The organism is Achromobacter sp. RW408 (genome assembly GCF_003184165.1).
Taxonomy (GTDB): Bacteria; Pseudomonadota; Gammaproteobacteria; order Burkholderiales; family Burkholderiaceae_B; genus Achromobacter; species Achromobacter xylosoxidans.
This window is the reverse complement of record NZ_QHHO01000047.1, coordinates 223,581-246,475: the sequence shown is the minus strand read 5'-3', so window position 1 is coordinate 246,475 and position 22,895 is coordinate 223,581. Positions and strand designations below refer to the sequence as shown.

Here is a 22,895-nt window from a genome sequence, read left to right as displayed (position 1 = left end):
GGCGCCGCCACACCGGTCTCAGGCCCGCGCCGCCGCCGGCGCCGCCTCGCGCGCCTCGGGCTTGCCCAGGAAGAGAAACACCACCAGGGCGGTCAGCACCGTGATCGCCGCCAGGATCCACAGCAGCACGGCGAAGGCATCCGCGGAAGCGTGCGCCAATACCGCGCGGCCGGTCCCGGGCAGGATCGCGGCCAGCGCGTCGAAGTCGCCGGCGACCAAGCGCTGGGCCGCCTGCGTCGCCCGCGGCGCGGCGCCGGGCAACGCCGTGGCGAGGTGGCTTGCGGTCAAGCCGGTCAGCAGCGCGCTGACCACGGCCAGCGCCACGCCTTCGCCCGCCACCCGGGTCGTGCTGAAGATCCCGGTCGCCATGCCGGCGCGCTCGACGGGCACCACGCTGACGGCCAGCCCATCCATCAAACCCCACGGCAGGCTGATGCCGATGCCGATCAGCAGCATCGGCCCCACCAGCGCCGTCACCTGCCCGGCCGTCATGGCCAGGCTGAGCCAGGCCAGGCCGGCGGCCGCCAGCAGCAACCCCGCGCCACAGATCAGCGCCGGCGCCAGCCAGCGCGTCAGCTGGCCAGCCACGATCGGCAACAACAGCAAAGGAGCGGACAGCGCGATCATCATGCGGCCCGCCTCGATTTCGCCAAGGCCGTCGACGGCAATGAAACGCACCGGCAGCAGGATCAGCAACACCACGAAGGCATAGGCCGGCGCGGCCGCCAGCAGTTGCACTCCCAGGAAACGCGGATAGCGGAACAGCGTCAGGTCGAGCATCGGCCGGACCGCGCGCAACTCGATCACGCCGAACGCGGCGAACAACGCAACCGCCGCCGCAAGCATCGCCAACGTGGAAGGATCGCCCCAGCCGCTTTGCGGCGCCCGCATGATGCCCCAGGTCAGCAACGCCAGCGCCGCGCTGAACGTGGCGGCGCCCGGCCAGTCCAGGCGCCCCGCCGCCGGATCGCGCGATTCGCGCAGGCAACGCGCGCCCAGCAGCAATGCAACGGCGGCCAGGCCGATCACCAGCAGGAAGATGCTGCGCCAGCCGTAGCGTTCGATCAGCAAGGCCGAGGCGATGGGCCCGAACGACAGGCCCGCGCCGAAACTGGCGCCCAGCAGGCTGAAGGCCCGCATGCGCCCGGGCCCGTCGAACGCCTGCGCCAAGGCCGCGGCGCCGCCCGAAAAGATCGCCGCGCCGCCCAGGCCTTGCGCGGCGCGCAGCAGGTCGAAGGCGACGATGTCCGGCGCATGGACCAGGCCGAGGGAGGCCGCGATGAAGATCGCGGCGCCCGCCAGGAAGACGCGGCGGCGCCCGTAGCGGTCGGCCAGCGCGCCGGCCACCAGCAGCGAGCTGCCGAACACCAGCATGAAGGCGTTGGTGATCCAGTTCAGCGCGACCGGGCTGCCGCCCAGGTCGCGCGCGATGGCGGGCAGCGCGATGGCGGGGCCGGTAAAGGTGAACGGCATGGCCGCGCACGCCAGGCATACGGCGGCCAGGACCAGGAACTTGCGGGCCGCAGACAGCGGCGGCGAAACGACAGACGGCATGGCAGACATCGATGTGGAAGGGAACGGCATTGAAGATACCTGTGCGCAATGGGCGGATAAATAGGGTAAAAATCCACACATACGGGAATTAATTTCTTCAATGGAATCGCCATGGACCGTTTGAGCGGCCTGTTGCCGTTTGTCCGCAGCGCCGAACTGGGTGGCTTCGCCGCCGCCGGACGCGACCTGGACCTGTCGCCCTCGGCCGTCGGCAAGGCCGTGGCCCGGCTGGAACAGGACCTGCATGTGCGGCTGTTCCAGCGCAGCACGCGCCGCATGCAGCTGACCGAGGAAGGCCGGCTGTTCTACGAGCGCTGCAAACGCATCCTGGAAGACCTGGACGATGCGCACGCCATGCTGTCGCAGACGCTGCGCGAACCCCGCGGGCGCCTGCGCGTCAGCGCGCCGCTGGTCAGCTACCACTTCCTGCTGCCGGTGCTGCCGGCCTTCGCGGCGCGCTATCCGCACATCGAACTGGACATGGACTTCAACGACCGGATCGTGGACCTGATCGGCGAGCGCGTCGACGTGGCGATCCGCAGCGGCGACCTGCCCGATTCGCGCCTGGCGGCCCGAACGCTCGGCAGCTTCCGGCTGCGGCTGTACGCGGCGCCCGATTACCTGGCGCGCCATGGCACGCCGCAGCGCGCGCGCGACCTGGAACGGCATCGGGCGGTGCGGTTCCGCTATCCGAACGCCGGTACGCTGCAGGAATGGCCGCTGGCGCTGGCCGCGGGCGAGGCCGCGCCGCGGCTGACGGCCGCGTTCACCTGCAACAACATGGAAGCGTTGCTGGGCGCGACCATCCAGGGGTTCGGCATCGGCTGCATGCCGGATTTCCTGGCGCGCGAGGCGCTGGCGGCCGGCAGGCTGCGCGCGCTGCTGGACGCGCAGGTCAATGGCGCGGGGCGCTTCCAGGCGCTGTGGCCCTCCAACCGCAACCTGTCGCCCAAGGTCAGGGTGTTCGTCGACTTCCTCGCGGAGCGGCTGTTTCGCGACAGCCCGCCCTGACGCCCGTTCAGGCCACGGGCATCCGCCCGCACAGTTCGCCGATGGCCGCGAGATCGCCCTGCCGCGCCAGCCGCTGCACCTGCTGGCTGAAATCCGTGAAGGCCGGATCGCGCGCCTGCACGGCGCGCGCCCAATCCATCAGGTCCGAAATGCCGCCGATATCCAGCAGCCGCTGCACCTGTTCCAGTTCGGCGCGCGACAGGCGCGGCAGCGGCGATGCCGCCGGCGCCGGCTCATTGGCCGCGGGGTTCGTCGCCAGATGCAGCAGGCGGCCCAGCAGATGCCGCAATTCCACCAGGTTGATGGGCTTGAGCAGGCTGGCGTCGTAGCCTGCGCCGTCCAGGGGCGGCGTCTCCTGCGGCGTCGCCGATACCGCCACCACCGGCAGGTCCGGCCAGCGCGCGCGCGCGGCCCGCAGCACGGCGGAACCGTCGGCGCCTTCCATGCGGTGGTCGGTCAGGATCAGGTCGGGCCGGCGCGCGTCGTCGGCCTGGATGCGCGCCACCATGCCGCGGCCGTCGGCTTCGCTTTCCACCAGGAAGCCCAGGCTGGCCAGTTCCTCGACCAGGAACTCGCGGATTTCCGGGGTGTCCTCGGCCAGCCAGATGCGCTTGCCCGCGCCATCCAGCAAGGGCAGCACGTGCGCCGCGGCGGCGATGTAGTGGTGCGACACGCGTGATTCGTCCACCTGCCTGACCGGCAGGGCCACGCTGATCGTTGTGCCCTGGCCCACTTCGCTGTCGACGTGGATGCGGCCGTTCATGCGCTGCACCCATTGCTGGACGATCGCCAGGCCAAGCCCGACGCCGGGCTGGCTGTCGGCGGACGTCAGCCGCTGGAACGGTTCAAAGATGTGCTGCCGGTCTTCGGGCGCGATGCCGCAGCCGGTATCGCGCACCGCCAGCGTCAGCCAGCCCGCGGCCTCGCCCGCCGCCGGCGCGGCGTAGTCCGCGGTCAGCGTGAGCACGCCGCCGCGGGTGAACTTGGCGGCATTGTCGATCAGGTTGGAGAGCACCTGCCGCACGCGCTTGCCATCCATCTCCAGCACGGCGGGCACGCTGTCCGACACCCGCAGTTCGAAGCGGTTGTCCTGGCGCGCCGCGATCGGCGCGGCTTCCTTGGCCACGGCATCGAGCAAGGCGTGCGCGTATTCGGGCGCCAGCCGCAATGCCTGGCCGCCGGCGCCGGCGGCGTAGTCGATCAGGTCATTGACCATGCCCAGCATGTGGTCGGCGCTGCGGCGGATGACGGCGCCGCGCGGCGCGTCGTCGCGGCCGCCGGCCTGGATCAGGTCGGCAAAGCCGATGATCGAGGTCAGCGGCGTGCGCAGATCGTGGCTGATGCGCGCCAGGAAGTCCTGCCGCACCCGGCCGGCCTCGTCGGCCAGAATCAGCGCCGCCTGCAACGCCTGGGTGCGCTCGGTGACGGCCTGGTCCAGCCGCTGGTGTTCGCGTTCGCGCGCCTGCGCCAGTTCGCGCTGTGCCGCCAGCCGCTCCTGGCGATGCTGGCGCGAGCGGCCATGCAACAGCACGGCCAGCATCAGCGACACCGACAGCAGGTCCCAGGCGACTTCCGGCCCGCCCGCCCAGCGGCCCGGCAGCAGCCCCTGGATGTAGGCCACCCGCAGGAACAGGCAGGAACAGTAGATGGCGAAGGACAGCAGGAAGATGCGCGCGTTGGCATGGCCGCGGCGCCAGCCGTCGGCCATGGACACCAGCCACACCAGCGCCCACAGGAAAATCAGCCCGATCAACGCCTGCGCCGCCTCGCGGTAGTCGCCCAGCGCGGCCCAGACCGCGCCCGCCACGCCGGCGGCGATCAGCCCGCGATAGACGCCGCGCCAGATGCGCACCCGGTGCAGGTCGGCGAACAGCATCGCCATGAAACCGAACAGGGACGCCGCCAGCGTCGCCAGCACGCTGGGCGCGCGCAACACCATCTCGCCGCCGCCGGTCAGGACGTAGCGGTACAGCAGCCCCTGGAACGACAGACTGTAGAGAATCTCGATGAAGATGGCGGCGGACAGCAACAGGTAGACCGGGTCGCGCTGGGCCGCGCCCAGCACCGCGGCGTAGAGGCCGACCATCATCAGGGCGCCGATCAGCAGCGCCACCACCATGGTGTTGCGCTGGGTCACGCCGACGAACGCCGCCGGCGTCCTCAGGGTGGGCTCCATGCTGATGGCGGAACGGCTCTGCACCCGCACCAATACCGTCATGCGCTGGCCCGGTTCGAGCCGCAACGGCACCACCGAGACGGTGGCCGGGATCTCGCGGCGCGCCAGCGGCTCGCGGTTGCCGGCCAGCAGGATGCCGGACGGCTGCCGTTGCCCTGGCGCGAACAGATAGAAACGCACGTCCTCCAGCCGCGGCACGCCGAACGAGAGCCAGCGTTCCTGGGCGCTGCCGGACGTGTTGCTGACCTCCAGCCGCAGCCAGAACGCCGAGGCGGAATACCCCCGGTTCAGCCAGCGGGCGGTCACCGGCTGCCAGGCGCCATCGAGGACCTGGCTGGCGTCCTGGTCGCCGGCATGGTCTTCGATGCCCCGCAGCTCGCCGACCAGCGGCAGGGTGCCGCCCACGGTGCTCAGGTCGATGACGGGCTGGGGATCCTGCCCGCGCGCGGGCAGGCTCAGGCAGGACAGGGCCAGCCACAGCAACCAGGCCAGCCAGCCCACGCGACGATCAGGCATGGGGATCCTGCTCCTGGCGCAGGGCGGTCGGCGCCATGCCGAAACGCTCGCGGAAAGCGGTGGAGAAATTGCCGCGGTTGCCATAGCCCACCGCCTGCGAAATGGCCTGGATGTCCAGGCCGGTCTCGCACAGCAGGCGGCGCGCCTCGCGCATGCGTTCTTCGCGCAGGAATTCGAACACAGTGGTGCCGGCGCACCGCCGGAACGCCTGGTTCAGCCGACGCGCGTTGGTGCCCAGCGCCTGGGCCAGCGCCACCAGCTCCGGCGTGTGGTCCAGCCGTTCGCGCAACAGCTTGCGCGCGGCGCGGAACAGGACGCCATCGAGCGTCGACCCGGTGCCCGCGGCCGGGGCGCCGTCCTCGCAAGGGCCGGCCGCGCTGGCGGGCTGCGCCACCGGCGTCACGCGCAGGTGTATCAGCAGGCGCAGGCGCACTTCCTCGAAATCGAACGGCTTGGCGACGTAGTCGACGGCGCCCGCCGACAAGCCCGCCACGCGCTCCATGGGCAACGACGCCGCGGTCAGGAAGATGACGGGAATGGCCCGCGTGGCCGGGTCGGCCTTGAGCAGGCGACAGGCCGCCAGGCCGTCGCAGACCGGCATGTTCACGTCCATCAGGATGATGTCGGGCTGCACCAGTTGCGCCTTGCGATAGCCGTCGTTGCCGTCCTCGGCCACATACACCCGGCAGTCCTGGCTGGTCAGGAAATCCACCAGCAGCATGCGGTCCTCGGGACGGTCCTCGACGACCAGCACGCGCAGGCCGGCAAGCTGGCCCGGGATAAGCGGATAGGAGGCGTCATTCATGCCGCGCATTCTTTCATGCCGGCCGCTGGACGCGTTGGTAACAGCCCACAGAACCGTGCCGGTTTTGTGAATATTTTTCCTTGCGGCAAACGTGTCGTGCATTCCGGCAAACCTGGTGGGCGCAATCATTATTCACACATGATAGTGTTTGTTACATCAAGCCATGGACCGGGAATCCGTGGCGTCCCATCGATCTTCGGCAACGTCCCGCGACAACAACATCACGTAAACACCCTCGACAGCACGCCGGCAGGTCGTTCCTCCGGGCATCTCCTGGATGCCACCGCCCAAGCAAGAATCCCGCAGTGCCCCACAGTTGTAAAGAACTTTAGAAATTTTGTTTTTTGATGTTTACGAAATATATCAAATAGCTTCATTTAAGCCTGAATGTAACGAATTATCACCCAAGCATCCATGCGCCGCCCTATTCCACTCCGCCGCCCCGCCCTGTTCCGCCAGCCTCCTTCCTCCCTGCGCGCCGGCGTTGCCGCCGTGCTGCTGGCGTTAGCCGCCGGCCCCGTGGCGGCGCAGAACGTGCAGCTTCACCTGCCTTCGGGCGCCGAGCCGGGCCGCCAGCTGCCTCAGCCGGTCATGCCCGAAAGCACGCCCACCGCGCCACCGGTGACGGTGCAGCAAGGTGGCGCGACCGAAGCGCCCGCCGGCGCGGACAAGCTGACGTTCACGCTGACCGACATGCGTGTCGAAGGGGTGACCCGCTACCCCGCCGACACGCTGCGCCCGCTCTACCAGGACCTGGTCGGCAAGACCATCACCGTGGCGGACGCTTTCAAGGTGGCCAGCGACATCGAGCTGCGCTACCGCAACGACGGCTACGTCACCACGCGCGTGATCGTGCCGGCGCAGACGATCGAAGGCGGCCAGTTCCGCATCATGGTGGTCGAGGGCTACATCTCCGACGTGAAGTACGACGGCGACATCGGCCCGGCGCAGGCGGCGGTCGAAAAACTGGTGCAGCGCCTGCGCGGCGTGCGTCCCATCAACGTGGCGGAAGTCGAGCGCCAGCTGCTGCTGGCCAACGACCTGAACGGCCTGACCGTGCGCGCCTCGCTGGAGGCCTCGCCCAAGGAAGTGGGCGGCTCGGTGCTGGTGGTGCGCAGCGAGCGCAAGCCGGTCGATGCGCGCCTGGGCATCGACAACCGCGCCTCGCCCTACCTGGGCTGGAGCGAAATGACCGGCCAGGTCACGCTGAACTCGTTCGGCGGGCGCGCCGACAGCCTCACCCTGACCGGCAGGGTGGGCTTTCCGGCCTACCGCAGCAAAGCCGTGGGCGCCAATTACGACATGCTGGTCAGCGACAGCGGCATGACGGTCGACGTCGCGGCCAGCTACGCCAAGAGCGAACCGGGCCGCGAACTGGCTCCCCTGAACGTCGCCAGCGACGTGCAGGCGTATTCGGCCACCGTCACCTATCCGGTGATCCGCTCGCGCCTGGAAAACCTGCGCGCGTTCGGCATGCTGGACGTGCGCAACGTCACCACCGACATCACCGGCATTCCCTTCACGCGCGACCGCCTGCGGGTGCTGCGCGCCGGCCTGAGCTATGACCGCACCGACAGCTGGAACGGGATCACCGCCGTGCGCGGCACCGTGCACCAGGGCCTGGACGCCATGGGCGCCTCACAGGAAGGCAATGAGCTGGCCTCGCGCGCCAAGGGCCGCCCCGACTTCCTGAAACTGACGGCCGAACTGACCCGCCTGCAGCAGCTGTCCGACCGCTTCAGCCTGGTGGCCACCTTTGCCGGCCAGTACAGCGCCAGCCCGCTGCTGGCCAGCGAGGAATTCGCCCTGGGCGGCCCCAACTTCGGCCGCGGCTACGACGACGGCGAAATGTCCGCGGACTCGGGCGTGGCGGCCTCGCTGGAACTGCGCTACGCCGTGTCGAGCGACCGTTTCCTGCCGCAGGGCGCGCACGTCTACACGTTCGTGGACGGCGGCCACATCTGGTCGCGCAGCGAAAGCGCCCCGCTGACGCGCGCCAAGCTTTCCTCGTATGGCGCCGGCATGCGCGCCAACCTGACCAAGAACCTGTACGCCACGATCGAAGTGGCCAAGCCCATGAGCAGCGACGTCCTGACCCAGGGCAACAAGGATCCCCGCGTGTTCTTCAGCCTCTCGGCCCAGTACTAATCCGCGACAGAAAAGCGACCGACCATGAATCGTCAATCCCGCATCCTCGCCCAATCCGCCCGCCGCCAGTCCCTGAAGGCCCCGCCCCTGCCCGCGCTCACCACCATGGCGATGGTGATCGGCTCGCTGGTCTCCGGCGGCGCCCACGCCAACCCCACCGGCAGCAACGTCGTGGCCGGCGGCGCGACCATCAATGACCGCGGCAACGGCACGCTGGACATCAACCAGTCGACCGGCAAGGCGATCATCAACTGGAAAGACTTCAGCATCGGCGCCAACGAGACGGTCAATTTCCGCCAGCCGGGCAGCAACAGCATCACGCTGAACCGGGTGGTCGGCAACGATCCGTCGGCCATCTTCGGCCGCCTGAACGCCAACGGCACGGTGATGCTGGTCAACCCGAACGGCGTGCTGTTCGGCAAGGGCGCCCGCATCGACGTGGGCGGCCTGGTCGCCACCACCGCCAACATCAGCGACAAGGACTTCCTGGCCGGCAAGTACAAGTTCGATAAGCCGTCGTCCAAGGCCAACGCCATGATCGTCAACGAAGGCACGATCAGCATCAAGGACAGCGGCCTGGCGGTGCTGGTGGCGCCTGCCGTGCGCAACTCGGGCGTGATCGAGGCCAAGCTGGGCCGCGTGGCCCTGGCCGGCGCCAAGACCGTCACGGTCGACTTCCACGGCGACGGCCTGCTGAGCTTTGACGCCACCTCGGCCGTCAGCGAGCTGCCCAAGGACGCCGATGGCAAACCGGTCTCGGCCCTGGTCGCCAACAACGGCGTGATCCGCGCCGACGGCGGCACGGTCCTGATGACGGCGCGCGCGGTCAAGGGCGTGATCGACAACGTGGTCAACACCGACGGCATCGTCAGCGCCAAGGCGGTGGGCACGCAGAACGGCAAGATCGTGCTGTCGGGCGGCGACGCCGGCACGGTCAATGTGGCGGGCACGGTCGAGGCCACCGGCGCCAACGCCGGCGAGCGTGGCGGCAAGGTGGTGGTAACCGGCGAACACGTCAACGTGGCGCGCGGCGCCGCCATCGACGTGTCCGGCGCGGCCGGCGGCGGCGAGATCGCGCTGGGCAGCCAGGGCGTCGCGCCCGACGACGGCTCGGCCGCGTTCAGCGGCAAGTCGTCCACCGTCAAGGTGGCGGCGGGCGCCAGCCTCAAGGCCGACGCGCTGGTCAACGGCAAGGGCGGCAACGTGACGATGTGGTCCAACGACGCCACGGCGTTTGCCGGCAGCCTGTCGGCGCGCGGCGGCGCGCAAGGCGGCGATGGCGGCTTCGCCGAAGTCTCCAGCAACAAGAACATCGGCCTGACCGGCTCGGCCGACCTGCGCGCGCCCAAGGGCAAGACCGGCCTGCTGCTGATCGACCCGACCGACCTGCGCATCGTCGATTCCGCCAGCGGCAGCGGCTCGCAGGACGGCGCGGCCGGCGACGGCACCATCAACGGCGGCGACGCCAACACCGCCAACAACACCGTGTCGCGCGGCCTGCTGGAAAGCCTGGCCGGCACCACCAACATCAAGCTGGAAGCCACCGGCCAGATCACGGTCGCGGACATGGCCGCGATCAACCTGAAGACCACCAGCGGCCACAGCTTCACGATGCGCTCGACCCAGACGGGCGGCATCCGCTTCGAGAACGCGAACACCGAGATCAGCACCCAGGGCGGCTCCATCACGCTGGAAGCGCTGGGCGTGGGCAGCACGCTGGACAACATCGGCAAGCTGACCAGCCGCGGCGGCGCGATCACGCTGAACGCCACCGGCGACATCAACCTGGCCAACGTCATCGACGCCGGCAGCGGCGCGGCGCTGGTCCGCACCAGCGCCGGCTCGATCCGCAACACCGGCGGCGCCAACCAGGTCGTGGCCGGCGGCAGCGTCAAGCTGGACGCCAGCGGCGGCAACATCGGCGATCCGGCCGCGGCGGTCAACACCCGCACGGCCCAGTTGTCGCTTGCGACCGGCGGCAACCTGGCCGTGGCCAACCGCCAGACGCTGACGTCGCTGGACATCACCAGCCGCCACGCGCAACCGGGCGTCAACAACAGCTTCCAGCTGACCTCGCCCGACCTGGCTTTCGCGCTGCAGGACAACGGCAGCTACCAGCTGAGCACGGTCACGCAGCCGGGCCTGAACTTCTCGTTCACCGGCGACCGCACCATCACCGCGGGCAACATCGACCTGGGCAGCGGCGCGCTGGCGCTGACCTCGACGGCCGGCCACATCCTGGGCACGCCCACCTCGTTGCTGAAGGCGGGCTTCATCACGCTGAGCGCCGCCGGCAGCGACGGCAGGAGCGGCGCGATCGGCTCGTCTGCCCAGGGGCTGAACACCCAGACCGCCTCGCTGACCGCCACCAGCGGCACCGGCGGCGTCTACCTGAACAACACCGGTTCGGCGATCCTGAAGGCCATCGACACCACCGGCAGCCTGGTCGCCACGACCACGGGCAACCTGACCCTGGGCGATATCAAGACCGGCGCGTCCGCCGTCCTGACGTCGGCCCTGGGCAACATCGTGGACGACGGCGTCGACGCCACCACGATCGCCACGTCCTCGCTGACGCTGGCGGCGGCGAACGGCACCATCGGCACCGGCGCACGCAGCCTGAAGACCAGCGCCAGCAGCCTGTCCGCCGTCTCGAGCGGCGGCGTGTACCTGGACAGCACCAGCAGCAACCTGAACATCACCCAGGCGCAGGCCGCCAACGCCGCCATCACCATCACTGGCGCCGGCAGCGTCTCGGCCAACAACGTCAGCTCGGGCGGCGGCGCCGTCAACCTGACCGGCAACAGCATCAACGCCGGCCAGGTCAACGCGGGCAGCGGCAACGTCACGCTGACCGCGCGCGCCGGCAGCATCACCGGCACCTCGGCCTCGCTGATCACCGGCAACGTCGTCACCCTGCTGGCCCCGGCCTCCAACACCTCGTACACCGTCGGCACCGCGGGCACCTACCTGCGCACCGCCGCCGGCGAACTGCACGCCACCGGCGGCAGCATCTTCCTGAACCAGGCCCAGGGCTCGGTGCTGCTGGACGACCTGAAGGCCAACAACGGCATCTATGTGACCGGCGTCGCCAACCTGACGGCCAACCAGCTGGACGCCGGCAACGGCACGCTCTCGCTCAACGCCCAGGGCGGCAGCGTCCTGCGCGCCAATGCCAACAGCGTGCTGGCGGGCAGCAGCGTCAACCTGCAGGCCCTGCAACACCTGGGCACGGCCAGCGAACACCTCACCACCGCCACCACCAGCCTGACGCTGGGCAGCGGCGGCGACATCTTCATCGACAACCCGGGCAAGACGCTGACCTACCTGGCGATCAGCAATTCCCACGCCGACCCGGCCCGCCGCAACACGCTGCAGGTGGCCGCGCCGTTCCTGACCTTCGATATCAATGACAACCTGGGCAACGCCTACGAGCTGCGCCAGGTCTACAGCTCGCTGCTGAACCAGTTCTCTTTCACCGGCGACCAGAGCCTGAAGCTGGGCAACCTGCGCGCCGGCAGCGTCATCACGCTGACCTCGACCCTGGGCAGCATCCTGGACGACGGCATCGCCGATACGCGCGTCACCGCCAGCAACGTCAGCCTGACGGCCAACCAGGACATCGGCACCGCCGCCAACTACGTGGCGGTCAACGCGCCCAGCCTGTCGCTGGACACGCGCGGCAACCTGTATGCCACCAACATCGCCGACCTCAACTCGCTGTCGGTGACCGCCCGCCACAAGAGCGCGGACGACCACTACGTGCTGGACGTGCGCGCGCCGTCGCTGCTGTTCAACATCACCGACGACGCCAGCGGCCACACCATCCGCGAAGTGCGCGACGCCAACTCGGTGAACTTCAGTTTCACCAGCGACCGCGACATCACGGCTGGCAGCATCGACGCCGGCTACAGCGGCAGCATCACCCTGAACGCCGCCGGCGACATCCGCGACGACGGCAACAAGCAGACCCGCCTGCTGGCCAACGCGGTCAACCTGATCGCCGGCAAGGCGGTCGGCGCCAGCGGCGCGGGCTACCTGGACATCATCGCCGGCAGCCTGAGCGGCTCGGCGGGCAATGGCGGCTTCTACGTCCAGCTGCCCCACCCCACCGGTTCGTCCAACACCACCGGCACCGTCACGCTGAACAACATCACCGCCACCGACGACGTGCGCATCGACACGCGCCAGGGCGACGCGCTGCTGTCCGGCACCGTGCGCAGCTGGAACGGCGCGGTCGCCCTGAACGTGGCCAACGGCTCGCTGTTCGGCAACGGCACCGGCAACGTGTACGCGGGCGGCAATGACATCCTGCTGACCGCCGCCGGCGCCATCGGCGGCGTGTACAACGGCAGCCTGCGCTACATCGGCGTGGGCGGCAGCGGCCAGGCCAGCGTGCAGGCCACCGCCGGCACCGACGTCTACCTGAACGGCACCACCGGCAACATCAAGCTGACGCGGCTGGAGGCCGGCAGCGGCCAGATCGGCTACACCCAGGCGTCGGGCAACACCACGATCGGCAGCCTGAGCGCCGCCGGCGCGGCCACCCTGGCCAACACCGGCGGTTCGCTGCTGGACGACGGCGACGCCGCCACGCAGATCCGCGCCAGCAGCATCGCGCTGGCGGCCGGCGGCAGCATTGGCGCGACGGGCGCCGCGCTGACCCTGCAGGCCCCGGACGTCAGCCTCGCCAGCGGCGGCGGCATCGCCGTCGACAACCTGGTCGGCCTGACGCGCCTGAACATCACCCGCAACGGCACGGCCAACGCCACCTATGCGATCACCGCGCCGAACCTGACGGCGTTCACCGTGACGGATGACGCCAGCGGCATCCACCTGAAGAACATCGCCAGCGCCACCAACCTGGACTTCGGCTTCACCGCCAACAGCAAGAACCTGCTGGTCGGCAGCATCGACGCGGGCGCCAACGGCAAGGTCAGCCTGACCTCGAACCAGAACATCAGCAACGACGATCCGGCCAACAGCGGCGCCATCCGCGCCTCGACCGTGGCGCTGACGGCGGGCACCGGCGGCTCCATCGGCTCGTCGGTCACGGGCGGCGGGCTGGTCCTGAACGGCACGTCGGCGCTCAGCCTGACCGCCGGCAACCACTTCTACGTCAGCAGCGACACCGTGCTGCGCAGCCTGGCCATCAACAGCCTGAAGGCCGCCGGCAGCGCCAGCACTTTCGAGATCGGCGGCGGCGCCGGCCAGACCATCCGCATCAGCGACGACGGCACCACCCAGTACCTCGAACAGGTCACCGGCGGCCTGACCGACTTCAGCTTCAGCGGCCGCAAGAACATCCAGGCCGGCACGATCACCGCCACCAATTCGGTCAACCTGGCCACGACCGGCGGCGGCGTCAACTCCAGCATCACCAGCGATGGCGGCGCCGGCCGCATCACGGCCAACAGCGTCACGCTATCGGCCACCGGCTCGGACAGCTATACCGCCCGCGACGCCAATACCGGCGCCATCGGCGCCGGCGCCCGGGCGCTGCGCGTGACCACCAGCAACCTGGCGGTCACCAACAACGGCGACATCAACCTGAACAACGGCGGCCAGGCGCTCAGCAGCCTGAACCTGTACCTGTCGCGCCGCGACGCCGGCAGCAGCGTCAACTACGACACCAACAGCTATGCCTTCGCCGGCATGGGCGGGCAGTCGCTGTCGCTGGGTAGCGGCACCAACATGACGATCGGCGCCAACATGCAGGGCGCGGCGCTGACCATCAACACCGACACCGCGATCACCTCGAACACCATCAACGCCGGCAGCGGCTCGGTGTCGCTGACCACGCGCTACGTCAACAGCGACCTGGCCCCCAGCATCGGCGGCTCGGGCCTGATCACCGGCAACAGCGTCAGCCTGAGCGCCCTGGGCACCAACGGCAGCGTTTTTGCCAAGACCAGCACGTCCAACCTGTCGATCGCCTCCGCTGGCAATGTGAACGTGGCTAACGACAAGCAGCTCGATTCGCTGTCATTGACGGCCAATCACAGCAGTTCCAACGGCGCGGTCGTCAACACCTACGCCATCAGCGCCACCGGCATGACGGAGTTCTCGCTGAATGATTCGACCGACGTCTCGGGCCTGACACTCAGCAACATCATCAATACCGACAACCTGGCACTGTCGATCTCGTCGGACCGCGCGCTGACCGTCAACAAGGTCACCACCGCCGCCGGCGGCTCGGTCACTCTGGCCAGCAACGGCACCATCTACGGCAACGGCGCCAGCGCGCCGAATATCACCACTGGCGCGCTGACGCTCAACGCCAGCTCGGTGACGGGCACCTACGCCACCAACCAGCCGCTGTTCGTCAGTGTCGACTCACTGTCCTCGAACATCCGCGGCAGCCTGTGGGTGTCGAACAACAAGAGCCTGACGCTGCTGGACAACAGCGCCACCAGCTCGGCCCAGGTCAACGTGACCAACGGTTCGATCACGCAGGGCGCCGGCCGCTTCGTCACCCCGGCGCTGACACTGACCGCCGCGCAGTCCATCGGTGGCGCCGGCAACGCGGTGCAGACCGACACGCGCCAGCTGACTACGCAATCGGGCGGCAACCTGTACGTCAACAACGCCAGCGACCTGTTCTCGCTGAACATCACCGCCAACCACGCCAACAGCGCAGTGGACAACGTGCTGCAGGTCGCGGCCAAGGGCCTGACGTTCAATGTCACGGACGCCGGCGCCTATGCCATGACCGAGGTCAGCGACCTGACCGGCCTGAACTTCTCGTTCGGCGGTGACCGCACGCTGTACGTCGGCAACGTCGACGTCGGCCCGGCCAACACCGTGAGCCTGGACGCCTATGGCTCGGGGGCCAATATCCTGAACCTGTCGCCGACTTCGCACATCACTGGCGACGTGGTCACGCTGCGTACCAGCGGCCAGATCGGCGTCGCTTCCGGCGACGACTCGGGCTCGATCCACACCACCACCAGCGAGCTCTACCTCACCGCCGGCAGCGACGTCTACGTGGACAATGACCGCGACCTGGCCAGCCTGTCGCTGTACGCCACCGGCAGCGCGCCCGCGACCTACCAGATCCAGTCGAACGAACTGCTGTTCGACGTGGCCCACAACGGCAGCCGCCTGCAGGTCAACCAGGTGCGCGACAACACCGGCCTGAACCTGATGCTGTCGAGCAACGTCGGCCAGGACATCGGCATCATCGACACGCAGCCAACCGGCACGGTGCGCCTGTCCAGCAACAACAGCATCCTGGGCAGCGCCGACGACAGCCAGCGCATCACCGCCGCGCAGGTCAACATCACCACCCAGGGCTCGGGCGCCATCGGCGCGGTCGGCCGCGAAATCAACCTGTCGGCGCCGATCGTCAGCATCCAGAACGCCGGCGACGTCTACGTCGATTCCGACACGCACATCGATTCGCTGACGCTGTACTCCACCGGCAATGCCGCGCGCAGCTACGGCATCAATTCGCCCACCCGCGACGGCGGCAACATCGGATTCCAGGCCACCGACGGCGGCAGCGGCAGCAGCGCCGGCCTGGTGCTGAGCCAAGTGATCGACCAGGGCGGCCTGAACCTCAGCGTCACCAGCGACCGCACCATCACGGTCGGCAAGATCAATGTCGGCAACGACAACGTCACGCTGACCTCGCGCGGCGGCTCGCTGCTGGGCGACGGCGACAGCACCACCAAGATCGACGCGGCGGCCCTGACCCTGACGGCCAACAACGCCATCGGCGCGGCCGGCGCCGGCAACGCCATCGACACCCGCGTCAGCACGCTGAACGGCCGCGCCAATGGCGGCGGCGCGTACATCACGGTGGAAGGCAACACCAGCCTGCCGAGCCTGGTCTCGACGGGCGCCAGCTCGGTCAGCAACACCACCGGCGACATCGAGCTGGGCACGGTCAACACCAACGGCAACGCCTTCACCGTCAACAACACCGGCGGCTCGATCCTGAGCGGCACGATCAACAACGCCACCACCGTCAACCTGACGGCCAATGGCTCGATCGGCAACAAGAGCGCCATTCGCACCACCGCGCTGGCCAACGGCACCACCACGGTCAACCTCAGCGCCACCAAGACCGACCGCGCCGATGGCAGCATCGCGCTGACGGAAGCCTATGGCCTGCAGGTGGCCTCGGCCTCCGGCGCCGGTGATATCACCCTGAGCGCCGACACCGCCAACAACGGCCGCAACCTGACCGTGGGCACCATCACGTCCACAGACGGCGCGGTCACCCTGTCGACCGCGCGCGGCAGCATCGTCGGCGCCAACAACAGCAACCTGGTCACCGGCAAGAGCGTCAACCTGACGGCCAACTACGGCACGGGCACCTCGATCGGCGCGTCGAACTCGGCCCGCCTGCACCTGAACACCGAGAAGCTGACCATGGCCACGCCGGGCAGCATCTACGTCGACAACCTGGCCGACCTGTCCGACCTGACCATCATCCGCAACAACGCGCAGGGCTCGAACCTGGGCAGCGCGGGCATGTTGACCATCGACGCCAAGAACCTGACGTTCAGCGGCGGCGACTCCAACAACGCCACCGCGCTGACCGTGGTGCGCGACACCACCGGCCTGAACTTCACCTACCAGGCCGTGGGCGCGATCAACCTGCACGACATCGACGTCACGCAGAACGGCTCGGTAACGCTGTCGACCAACCCGTACTACTACACGGGCGGCTCCATCCAGGGCATGAACGGCTCGTCCAAGATCGTGGCGGGCGACCTGACGCTGTCCACCGGCACGGGCGACACGCCCAACACCATCGGCTCGGCCGGCCTGGCGCTGAGCACGCAGGTCAAGAACATCGCCGCCACCGCCTCGGGCGGCATCTGGCTCAAGCAGAACGGCTCGATCAACCTGGGCAACCTGCGCGCGGGCGGCGACCTGTCGGTCACCACCACCACCGGCGACATCCTGGTCGGCACGGTCAGCTACGGCACCGGCAACGCCCTGACCCTGAACGCCCAGACCGGCAGCATCCTGTACGGCGGCGGCACGCTCTCGGGCGCGGGCGCCGGCGCCATCACGCTGTCCGCGCAGAACGGCATCGGCACGCGCGACGCGGCCATCAAGATCGCCGCGCCCAACAGCCCGGTGTCGGCCACCGTCACCGGCGACGGCTCGCTCTACCTGGAGAGCAGCGGCAACCTGCTGGGCGGCCTGACGACCTCGGTCGCCAATGGCGAGACGCGCATCACCGGCAACGGCAGCCTGGCGCTGACCAGCGTCACCTCGGGCACCGACGCCACCGGCAACGACATCTCGGTCAAGACCACCTCGGGCAACATCACGGTCAAGAACGTGCAGGCCGGCGCCAACCACGGCCAGGTCACGCTCAACGCCGAGAACGGTTCGATCCTGGCCGACGCGGCCGGCGCCACCGTCAAGGCCTACGGCGTGGCGCTCAACGCCGCCAACGCCATCGGCGCCAGCAACGGCCGCATCAACGCCACCGGCCAGCGCGTCGAAGCCACCACCAGCGGCGGCATGTACCTGGCGGCGGACAACAACTCCGTCTACTCCTACCTGTCGGGCAACATCATCGACATCGCCGCCGCCGGCAATCTGCAGATCGCCAACGCGATCTCGTCCAATGGCGCGATCAAGATCACCGGCAACGGCGCCAACAGCCAGTTGGTGGCCGGCAACATCGACGCCGGCGCCGGCAGCGTCAACATCGACTTCAGCAAGACGGGCAGCACCATCGTCGACGACCGCGAGGACTCCACGCGCATCATCGGCAACAACGTTGTGCTCAAGGCCGGCGCGGGCATCGGCGGCGCCGCCGGCTCGCCCGACAACCTGCAGACGACCGCCGCCAACATCACCGCCGAAGTCACCGGCGCGGGCTCGATCTACCTGAACGACAACCGCGCGGCCGGCACCACGCTGGCGTCGGTCATCACCCAGAACGGCGCGATCGGCATCACCACCGCCGGCTCCACCCTGGTCACCAGCGCCATCAGCCGCAACGGCTCGGCCAGCAACAACATCTCGATCGCCACCACCAGCGGCGACCTGTCGGTGAACACGATCGACGCCTCGGCGGGCGGCGACATCAGCCTGAATGCGGCCGGCTCCATCCTGGGCGCGGTGGCCAACAACCTGGTCCTGGGCAACACGCTGACAGCCGTCGCCGGCGGCAGCATCGGCTCGGCCGCCTACCCGGGCAATGGCTCGGGCGGCATCGCGCTGCGCACCAACCTCGGCGCCCTGGGCAACCTGTCGACCGCCGCCGACGGCGCGGTCATCGTGGTCAACAACATCGGCACGCGTGCGCTCAGCGCCAACAGCGGCAACATCCAGCAGAGCGGCGCCATCAGCTCGGTCTACCTGACCACGGCCGGCGATCTGGACGCCAGCGGCGGCATGTCGAACACCGCCGCCAACCTGCTGCTGTCCTCGGGCGGCAAGCTGACGCTGGCCAGCGCCGGCGTACAGGCCAACGGCACCATCACGCTCAAGGGCACGCAGGACGTGGTGGCCGCCGGCGCCACGCCGCGCACGATCAACGTCAAGGGCACCACGCTGAATTTCAGCAGCGGCGCCGCGGGCGGCAACACCACGCTGGTGACCGAAGCCCGCACCATCGGGGCCAGCTTGACCGGCACCAGCACGCCGGCCAACCTGACGCTGACCAACACCGGCGCGCTCGACGCGTCGCTGAGCGCCGCCAACGGCGACATCAGCGCCACGGCCACCGGCTCGCTGAACGCCTCGGCCACCGCCGTCGGCAGCAACCGCACCATCGCGCTGACCTCGCAGCATGGCGATTTAGAGATCGGCATCGTCAACGCCGGCGCCGCCAGCGGCACCGTGATCCTGAGCGCCGCCGAGGGCTCGCTGCTGGGGCTGGACAACACCCTCACGGCCAACAGCCTGGACCTGACCAGCAAGACCGGCATCGGCACCCAGGCCGACCACTTCACCACGTCGGCCCGCAATCTCAAGGCCAATGTCCTGGGCAGCGGCGACATCTATGTGGACGCCTCCGGTCCGTTGACGCTGGGCCGCGTCGCGACGGCTGACGGCAACATCGGCATCGCCTCCGCCGGCAACCTGGCGAGCACGGTCGGCCTGTCGGCCGGCAACCGCGGCGACGTCGCGCTGGCCTCCACCGCCGGCAACGTCACCGTCAGCCACGATATCGCCAGCGCCGACGCGCATGACCTGTCCGTGAGCGGCGCGGCCATCGCCATGGCCGCCGCCAACACCAGCGGCAGCCAGACCTACACCGGCAACGTCACCCTCAACGGCGACCTGACCGGCAGCGCCATCGGCATCACCGGCAACGCCACGCTGGCCGGCGGCAAGCGCACCCTGACGGCCAACGGCGCCAACGGCGGCGTCGCCCTCTCGGGCGCGCTGAACGGCGGCGCGCAGCAGGCCGTGATCGTGGCCGACGACGGCGACGTCACGCTGGGCGGCAATGCCTCCAACCTGGCCAGCCTGACCATCACCGGCAACAACATCGACCTGCGCCAGGTCGCCACCACCGGCGCCCAGCAGTACAACGGCGCCACCACGCTGCGCGGCGCGTACACCACCGCCAACGGCGCCTTCGGCGTCGACGGCGCCACCACGCTGGCCAGCACCGTGAGCGTGACCACCGGCAGCGGCGCGGTCGCCTTCACGGGCGCCGTGTCGGGCGCCAACGCGCTGACCGTCACCAGCAGCGGCACCACCACCTACGGCGGCGCGGTCGACATCGCCTCGCTCAACCAGGCGGGCACCGGCGGCACGGCCATCAACGGCGGCAGCGTCACCAGCAGCGGCACGCAGACCTACGTCGGCCACGTAACGCTGGGCGACGATGCGGTGCTGACCGGCACCACCGTCACGCTGGCCAACGGCGCCGACGGCGCCTATGCGCTGGAAATCGACGGCACGGCCCTGCTGACCGGCGCCATCGGCGCCACCACCAAGCTGGCCAGCCTGACGCTGGACGGCGCCGCCACGCTCAATGCGGGCAGCATCGCCACCACCGGCAACCAGCGCTACAAGGGCGCCGTGACGCTGAGCGGCGATCACACGCTGAGCGCCACCACCGGCGGCGTAGCCTTCGACGGCGCGCTGGACGGCACGCATGACCTGCACGTCGTGTCCACGGCCGGCGGCGACGTCAGCTTCGACGCGGTCGGCAGCGCCACGCAACGCCTGGGCAGCCTGACGGTCGACACGGCCGGCACGACCGCCTTCAATGGTTCGGTCTACGCGGCATCGGTGCAGACCGACGACCCGGGCGCCGTGACCATCACGGGCGAGCGCGTCGACACCACTGGCGTCATGCGATTCGGCGAGCTGGTCACGCTGGGCGGCAACGTCACGCTCAAGGGCGCCAGCGTCACCCTGGCCGGCGGCGCGAACTCGACCGACGAGGGCCAGGGCCTGACCATCGAAGGTCCGGCCACGATCAACGGCCCGGTGGGCGCCGGCGCCAATGGCCGCCTGGCCTATCTGACCGTCGACGGCGACGCGACGCTCGGCGGCGGCCCGCTCAAGACGGTGGGCGAACAGTCCTACCTGGGCAAGGTCGAACTGTCCGGCAATGCGCAACTGAGCACCGCCGACGCCAAGGTGACCTTCAACGATACGGTCACCAGCGGCAACGGCAGCGGCCTGACGGTCAGCAGCGGCAGCGGCGACGTGCGCTTTGCCGAACAGGTCGGCGACGCCGCCACCGGCCGCCTGGGCGCCCTGGCCGTCAACAGCAACGGCGCCACCACCTTCGAGAAGGCCGTGTACGCCGCGTCGGTCAACACCGACGCGGGCGGCACCTTGGCCATCAACGGCGGCCTGATCGACACCACCGGCACGCAGTCCTATGGCGAACGCGCCGTGTTCAGCACCGACACCGTGCTCAAGGGCAGCACCGTCAGCCTGCTGGGCGGCGGCGACGGCAAGCACGACCTGACAATCGACGGCAATGCCGTGCTCAAGGGACCGCTGGGCGCCAATGATCCGCTGGCCAGCCTGACGGTCACGGGCAACGCCACGCTGGGCGCCGGCAGCATCGTCACCGACGGCGAACAGTCGTACCAGGGCAATGTGACCGTGGGCGGCAACGTCTCGGTGACCAGCCGCCAGGGCGACATCGGCTTCGACCGCGCGGTCGATGGCGGCCACGGCCTGACGGTCGTCGCCAATCAAGGCGAAGTGACCTTCTCCGGCCCGGTCGGCCAGGGCTCGCGCCTGGGCGACCTGAAGGTCAGCGCCGCCGGCGACATCGTGCTGGACGGCCCGGTGCGCGCCGCCTCGGTGCAGACCGGCGGCAATGGCGACGTGCTGATCAACGGCGGCTCGGTGGACACCACCGGCACGCAGCAATACGGCCAGCACGTCATCCTGAGCGGCGTGGACACCACCCTGACCGGCGCCAACGTGCAGCTCAAGGCCGGCGTCGACGGCACCCAGCCGGGCCAGCAAGGCCTGGTCATCGTCGGCAACGCCGATATCCAGGGCGACGTCGGCGCCACCACGCCGTTGCGCGACCTGGCCATCTCCGGCGCCACGACCATGGGTCCGGGCAAGACGCACACCACCGGCGACCAGGTCTACAACGGCGCGGTGACCCTGGCTGGCAACCGCGACCTGGCCAGCGACACCGGCTCGGTGATCCTGGGCAGCAAGCTGGATGGCGGCAACGGCAACAACCTGAACGTCAACGCCGGCAAGAACATCCAGGTCGCGGGCGACGCCACCGGCCTGGGTTCGCTGACCCTGCGCGCCGTCGACACCATCGTGTTCAACGGCGATGTCAGCGCCTACCGCGTGCAGCAGCTGGAAGCCAAGTCCGCCAGCTACAACGGCGCGGTGCGCGCCTCCGGCCCGGACGGCATCGACATCGCGGGCGACACGCTGTCGTTCGGCAAGAACGTCACCGCCGACACGGGTTCGATCCGCATCGCCAATACCAGCCCGACCGGCACCACGTCCTTTGGCGCGGGCAGCACCGTGAGGGCCGCCACCGGCTTCACCCAGACCGGCGGCGCCGGGCTGACGCTGCCGGCGCAATTGCTGGTGACGCAGGGCCCCATCAACCTGGGCGCGCCGGCGAAGCTGCAAGGCGGCAACGCGGTCATCCAGACCAACGGCGACATCACCGCCATCGGCCTGAGCGGCCCGCAGACCTCGCTGACGCTGGCCTCCGGCGTGGGCGCGCTGCGCATCGGCCTGAACGACGCGGATCCGAGCCACAAGCTGGACGTGGCCGGGCTGACCGTGCCGAACGCCGGCTCGGCCGACATGTGGGGCGCGATCGGCGGCAAGACCGGCTCCATGGCCGCCACCATGGTCCGCAGTTCGCTGGTCGGCGCGCCGTACTACATGAACGGCGCCACCTGGGGCCCGACGGACGTGATCGACCGCCTGGCCGCCGTGACGGCGCCGCGCACGGTGATCCCCACCACGCCCACCGCCAACCCGCTGTTCCAGGGCACGGTTCCGTCCAAGGGCTTCGGCCCCGACGCCCTGGGCGCGTACACCGATCCGCAGGTGTTGACCGTGGCCTCCGCGTTTACCTGGCAGCTGCCTTCCGGCGACAATGCGCTCCTGAGCGTGCCGGCCGGCAACAACCCGGTGCTGCAGACGCCCGGCGCCAATCCGCAGCGCCCCGCCGCCGAAGGCGTGCCGTCATCCGATGATGCGCGCCGCGACACCGACACTCCCTCACGTACTCTCTGA

At 69.5% G+C, this 22,895-nt stretch carries 6 protein-coding genes; 3 read left to right on the top strand and 3 right to left on the bottom strand.

Translation table 11 applies throughout. The annotated features are described in order from the left end of the window. Window positions 1–18: 18 nt before the first annotated feature. Entirely contained in the window at window positions 19–1,554 is a 1,536-nt protein-coding gene (locus tag DK459_RS17290) for an MFS transporter (protein ID WP_006386328.1), read from the bottom strand. Between the two features lie 111 nt (window positions 1,555–1,665). On the opposite strand from DK459_RS17290, the gene DK459_RS17285 reads away from it, so the two are divergent. Next, window positions 1,666–2,565 carry a LysR family transcriptional regulator gene (locus DK459_RS17285; RefSeq protein ID WP_006386327.1) on the top strand — a complete coding sequence of 300 codons (900 nt, stop codon included), beginning with the start codon at window positions 1,666–1,668 and terminating at the stop codon, window positions 2,563–2,565. 7 nt (window positions 2,566–2,572) lie between these two features. Here the strand turns inward: DK459_RS17285 and DK459_RS17280 are convergent, their stop codons facing one another. Together DK459_RS17280 and DK459_RS17275 are read right to left on the bottom strand one after the other, a co-directional pair. Further along, on the bottom strand, window positions 2,573–5,257 hold the full coding sequence (locus DK459_RS17280) for a hybrid sensor histidine kinase/response regulator (RefSeq protein ID WP_054471826.1): 2,685 nt from the start codon (window positions 5,255–5,257) through the stop codon (window positions 2,573–2,575). Continuing rightward, entirely contained in the window at window positions 5,250–6,071 is an 822-nt protein-coding gene (locus tag DK459_RS17275) for a response regulator (protein ID WP_006386325.1), read from the bottom strand. The genes DK459_RS17280 and DK459_RS17275 overlap by 8 nt, the downstream gene beginning before the upstream one ends. Window positions 6,072–6,554: 483 nt before the next feature. Here DK459_RS17275 and DK459_RS17270 point away from each other — a divergent pair, with 483 nt between their 5' ends. Then, the gene (locus DK459_RS17270; protein WP_006386324.1) at window positions 6,555–8,210 is read left to right on the top strand and encodes a ShlB/FhaC/HecB family hemolysin secretion/activation protein; all 1,656 of its coding nucleotides are present in this window, start codon (window positions 6,555–6,557) and stop codon (window positions 8,208–8,210) included. Between the two features lie 24 nt (window positions 8,211–8,234). Then, the gene (locus DK459_RS17265; protein ID WP_110134940.1) at window positions 8,235–22,895 is read left to right on the top strand and encodes a filamentous hemagglutinin N-terminal domain-containing protein; all 14,661 of its coding nucleotides are present in this window, start codon (window positions 8,235–8,237) and stop codon (window positions 22,893–22,895) included.

Bases quoted from the DNA above. Each gene is read 5' to 3' on its own strand.
- DK459_RS17290 (WP_006386328.1), bottom strand. From the start codon at position 1,554: ATGCCGTCTGTCGTTTCGCCGCCGCTGTCTGCGGCCCGCAAGTTCCTG.
- DK459_RS17285 (WP_006386327.1), top strand. From the start codon at position 1,666: ATGGACCGTTTGAGCGGCCTGTTGCCGTTTGTCCGCAGCGCCGAACTG.
- DK459_RS17280 (WP_054471826.1), bottom strand. From the start codon at position 5,257: ATGCCTGATCGTCGCGTGGGCTGGCTGGCCTGGTTGCTGTGGCTGGCC.
- DK459_RS17275 (WP_006386325.1), bottom strand. From the start codon at position 6,071: ATGCGCGGCATGAATGACGCCTCCTATCCGCTTATCCCGGGCCAGCTT.
- DK459_RS17265 (WP_110134940.1), top strand. From the start codon at position 8,235: ATGAATCGTCAATCCCGCATCCTCGCCCAATCCGCCCGCCGCCAGTCC.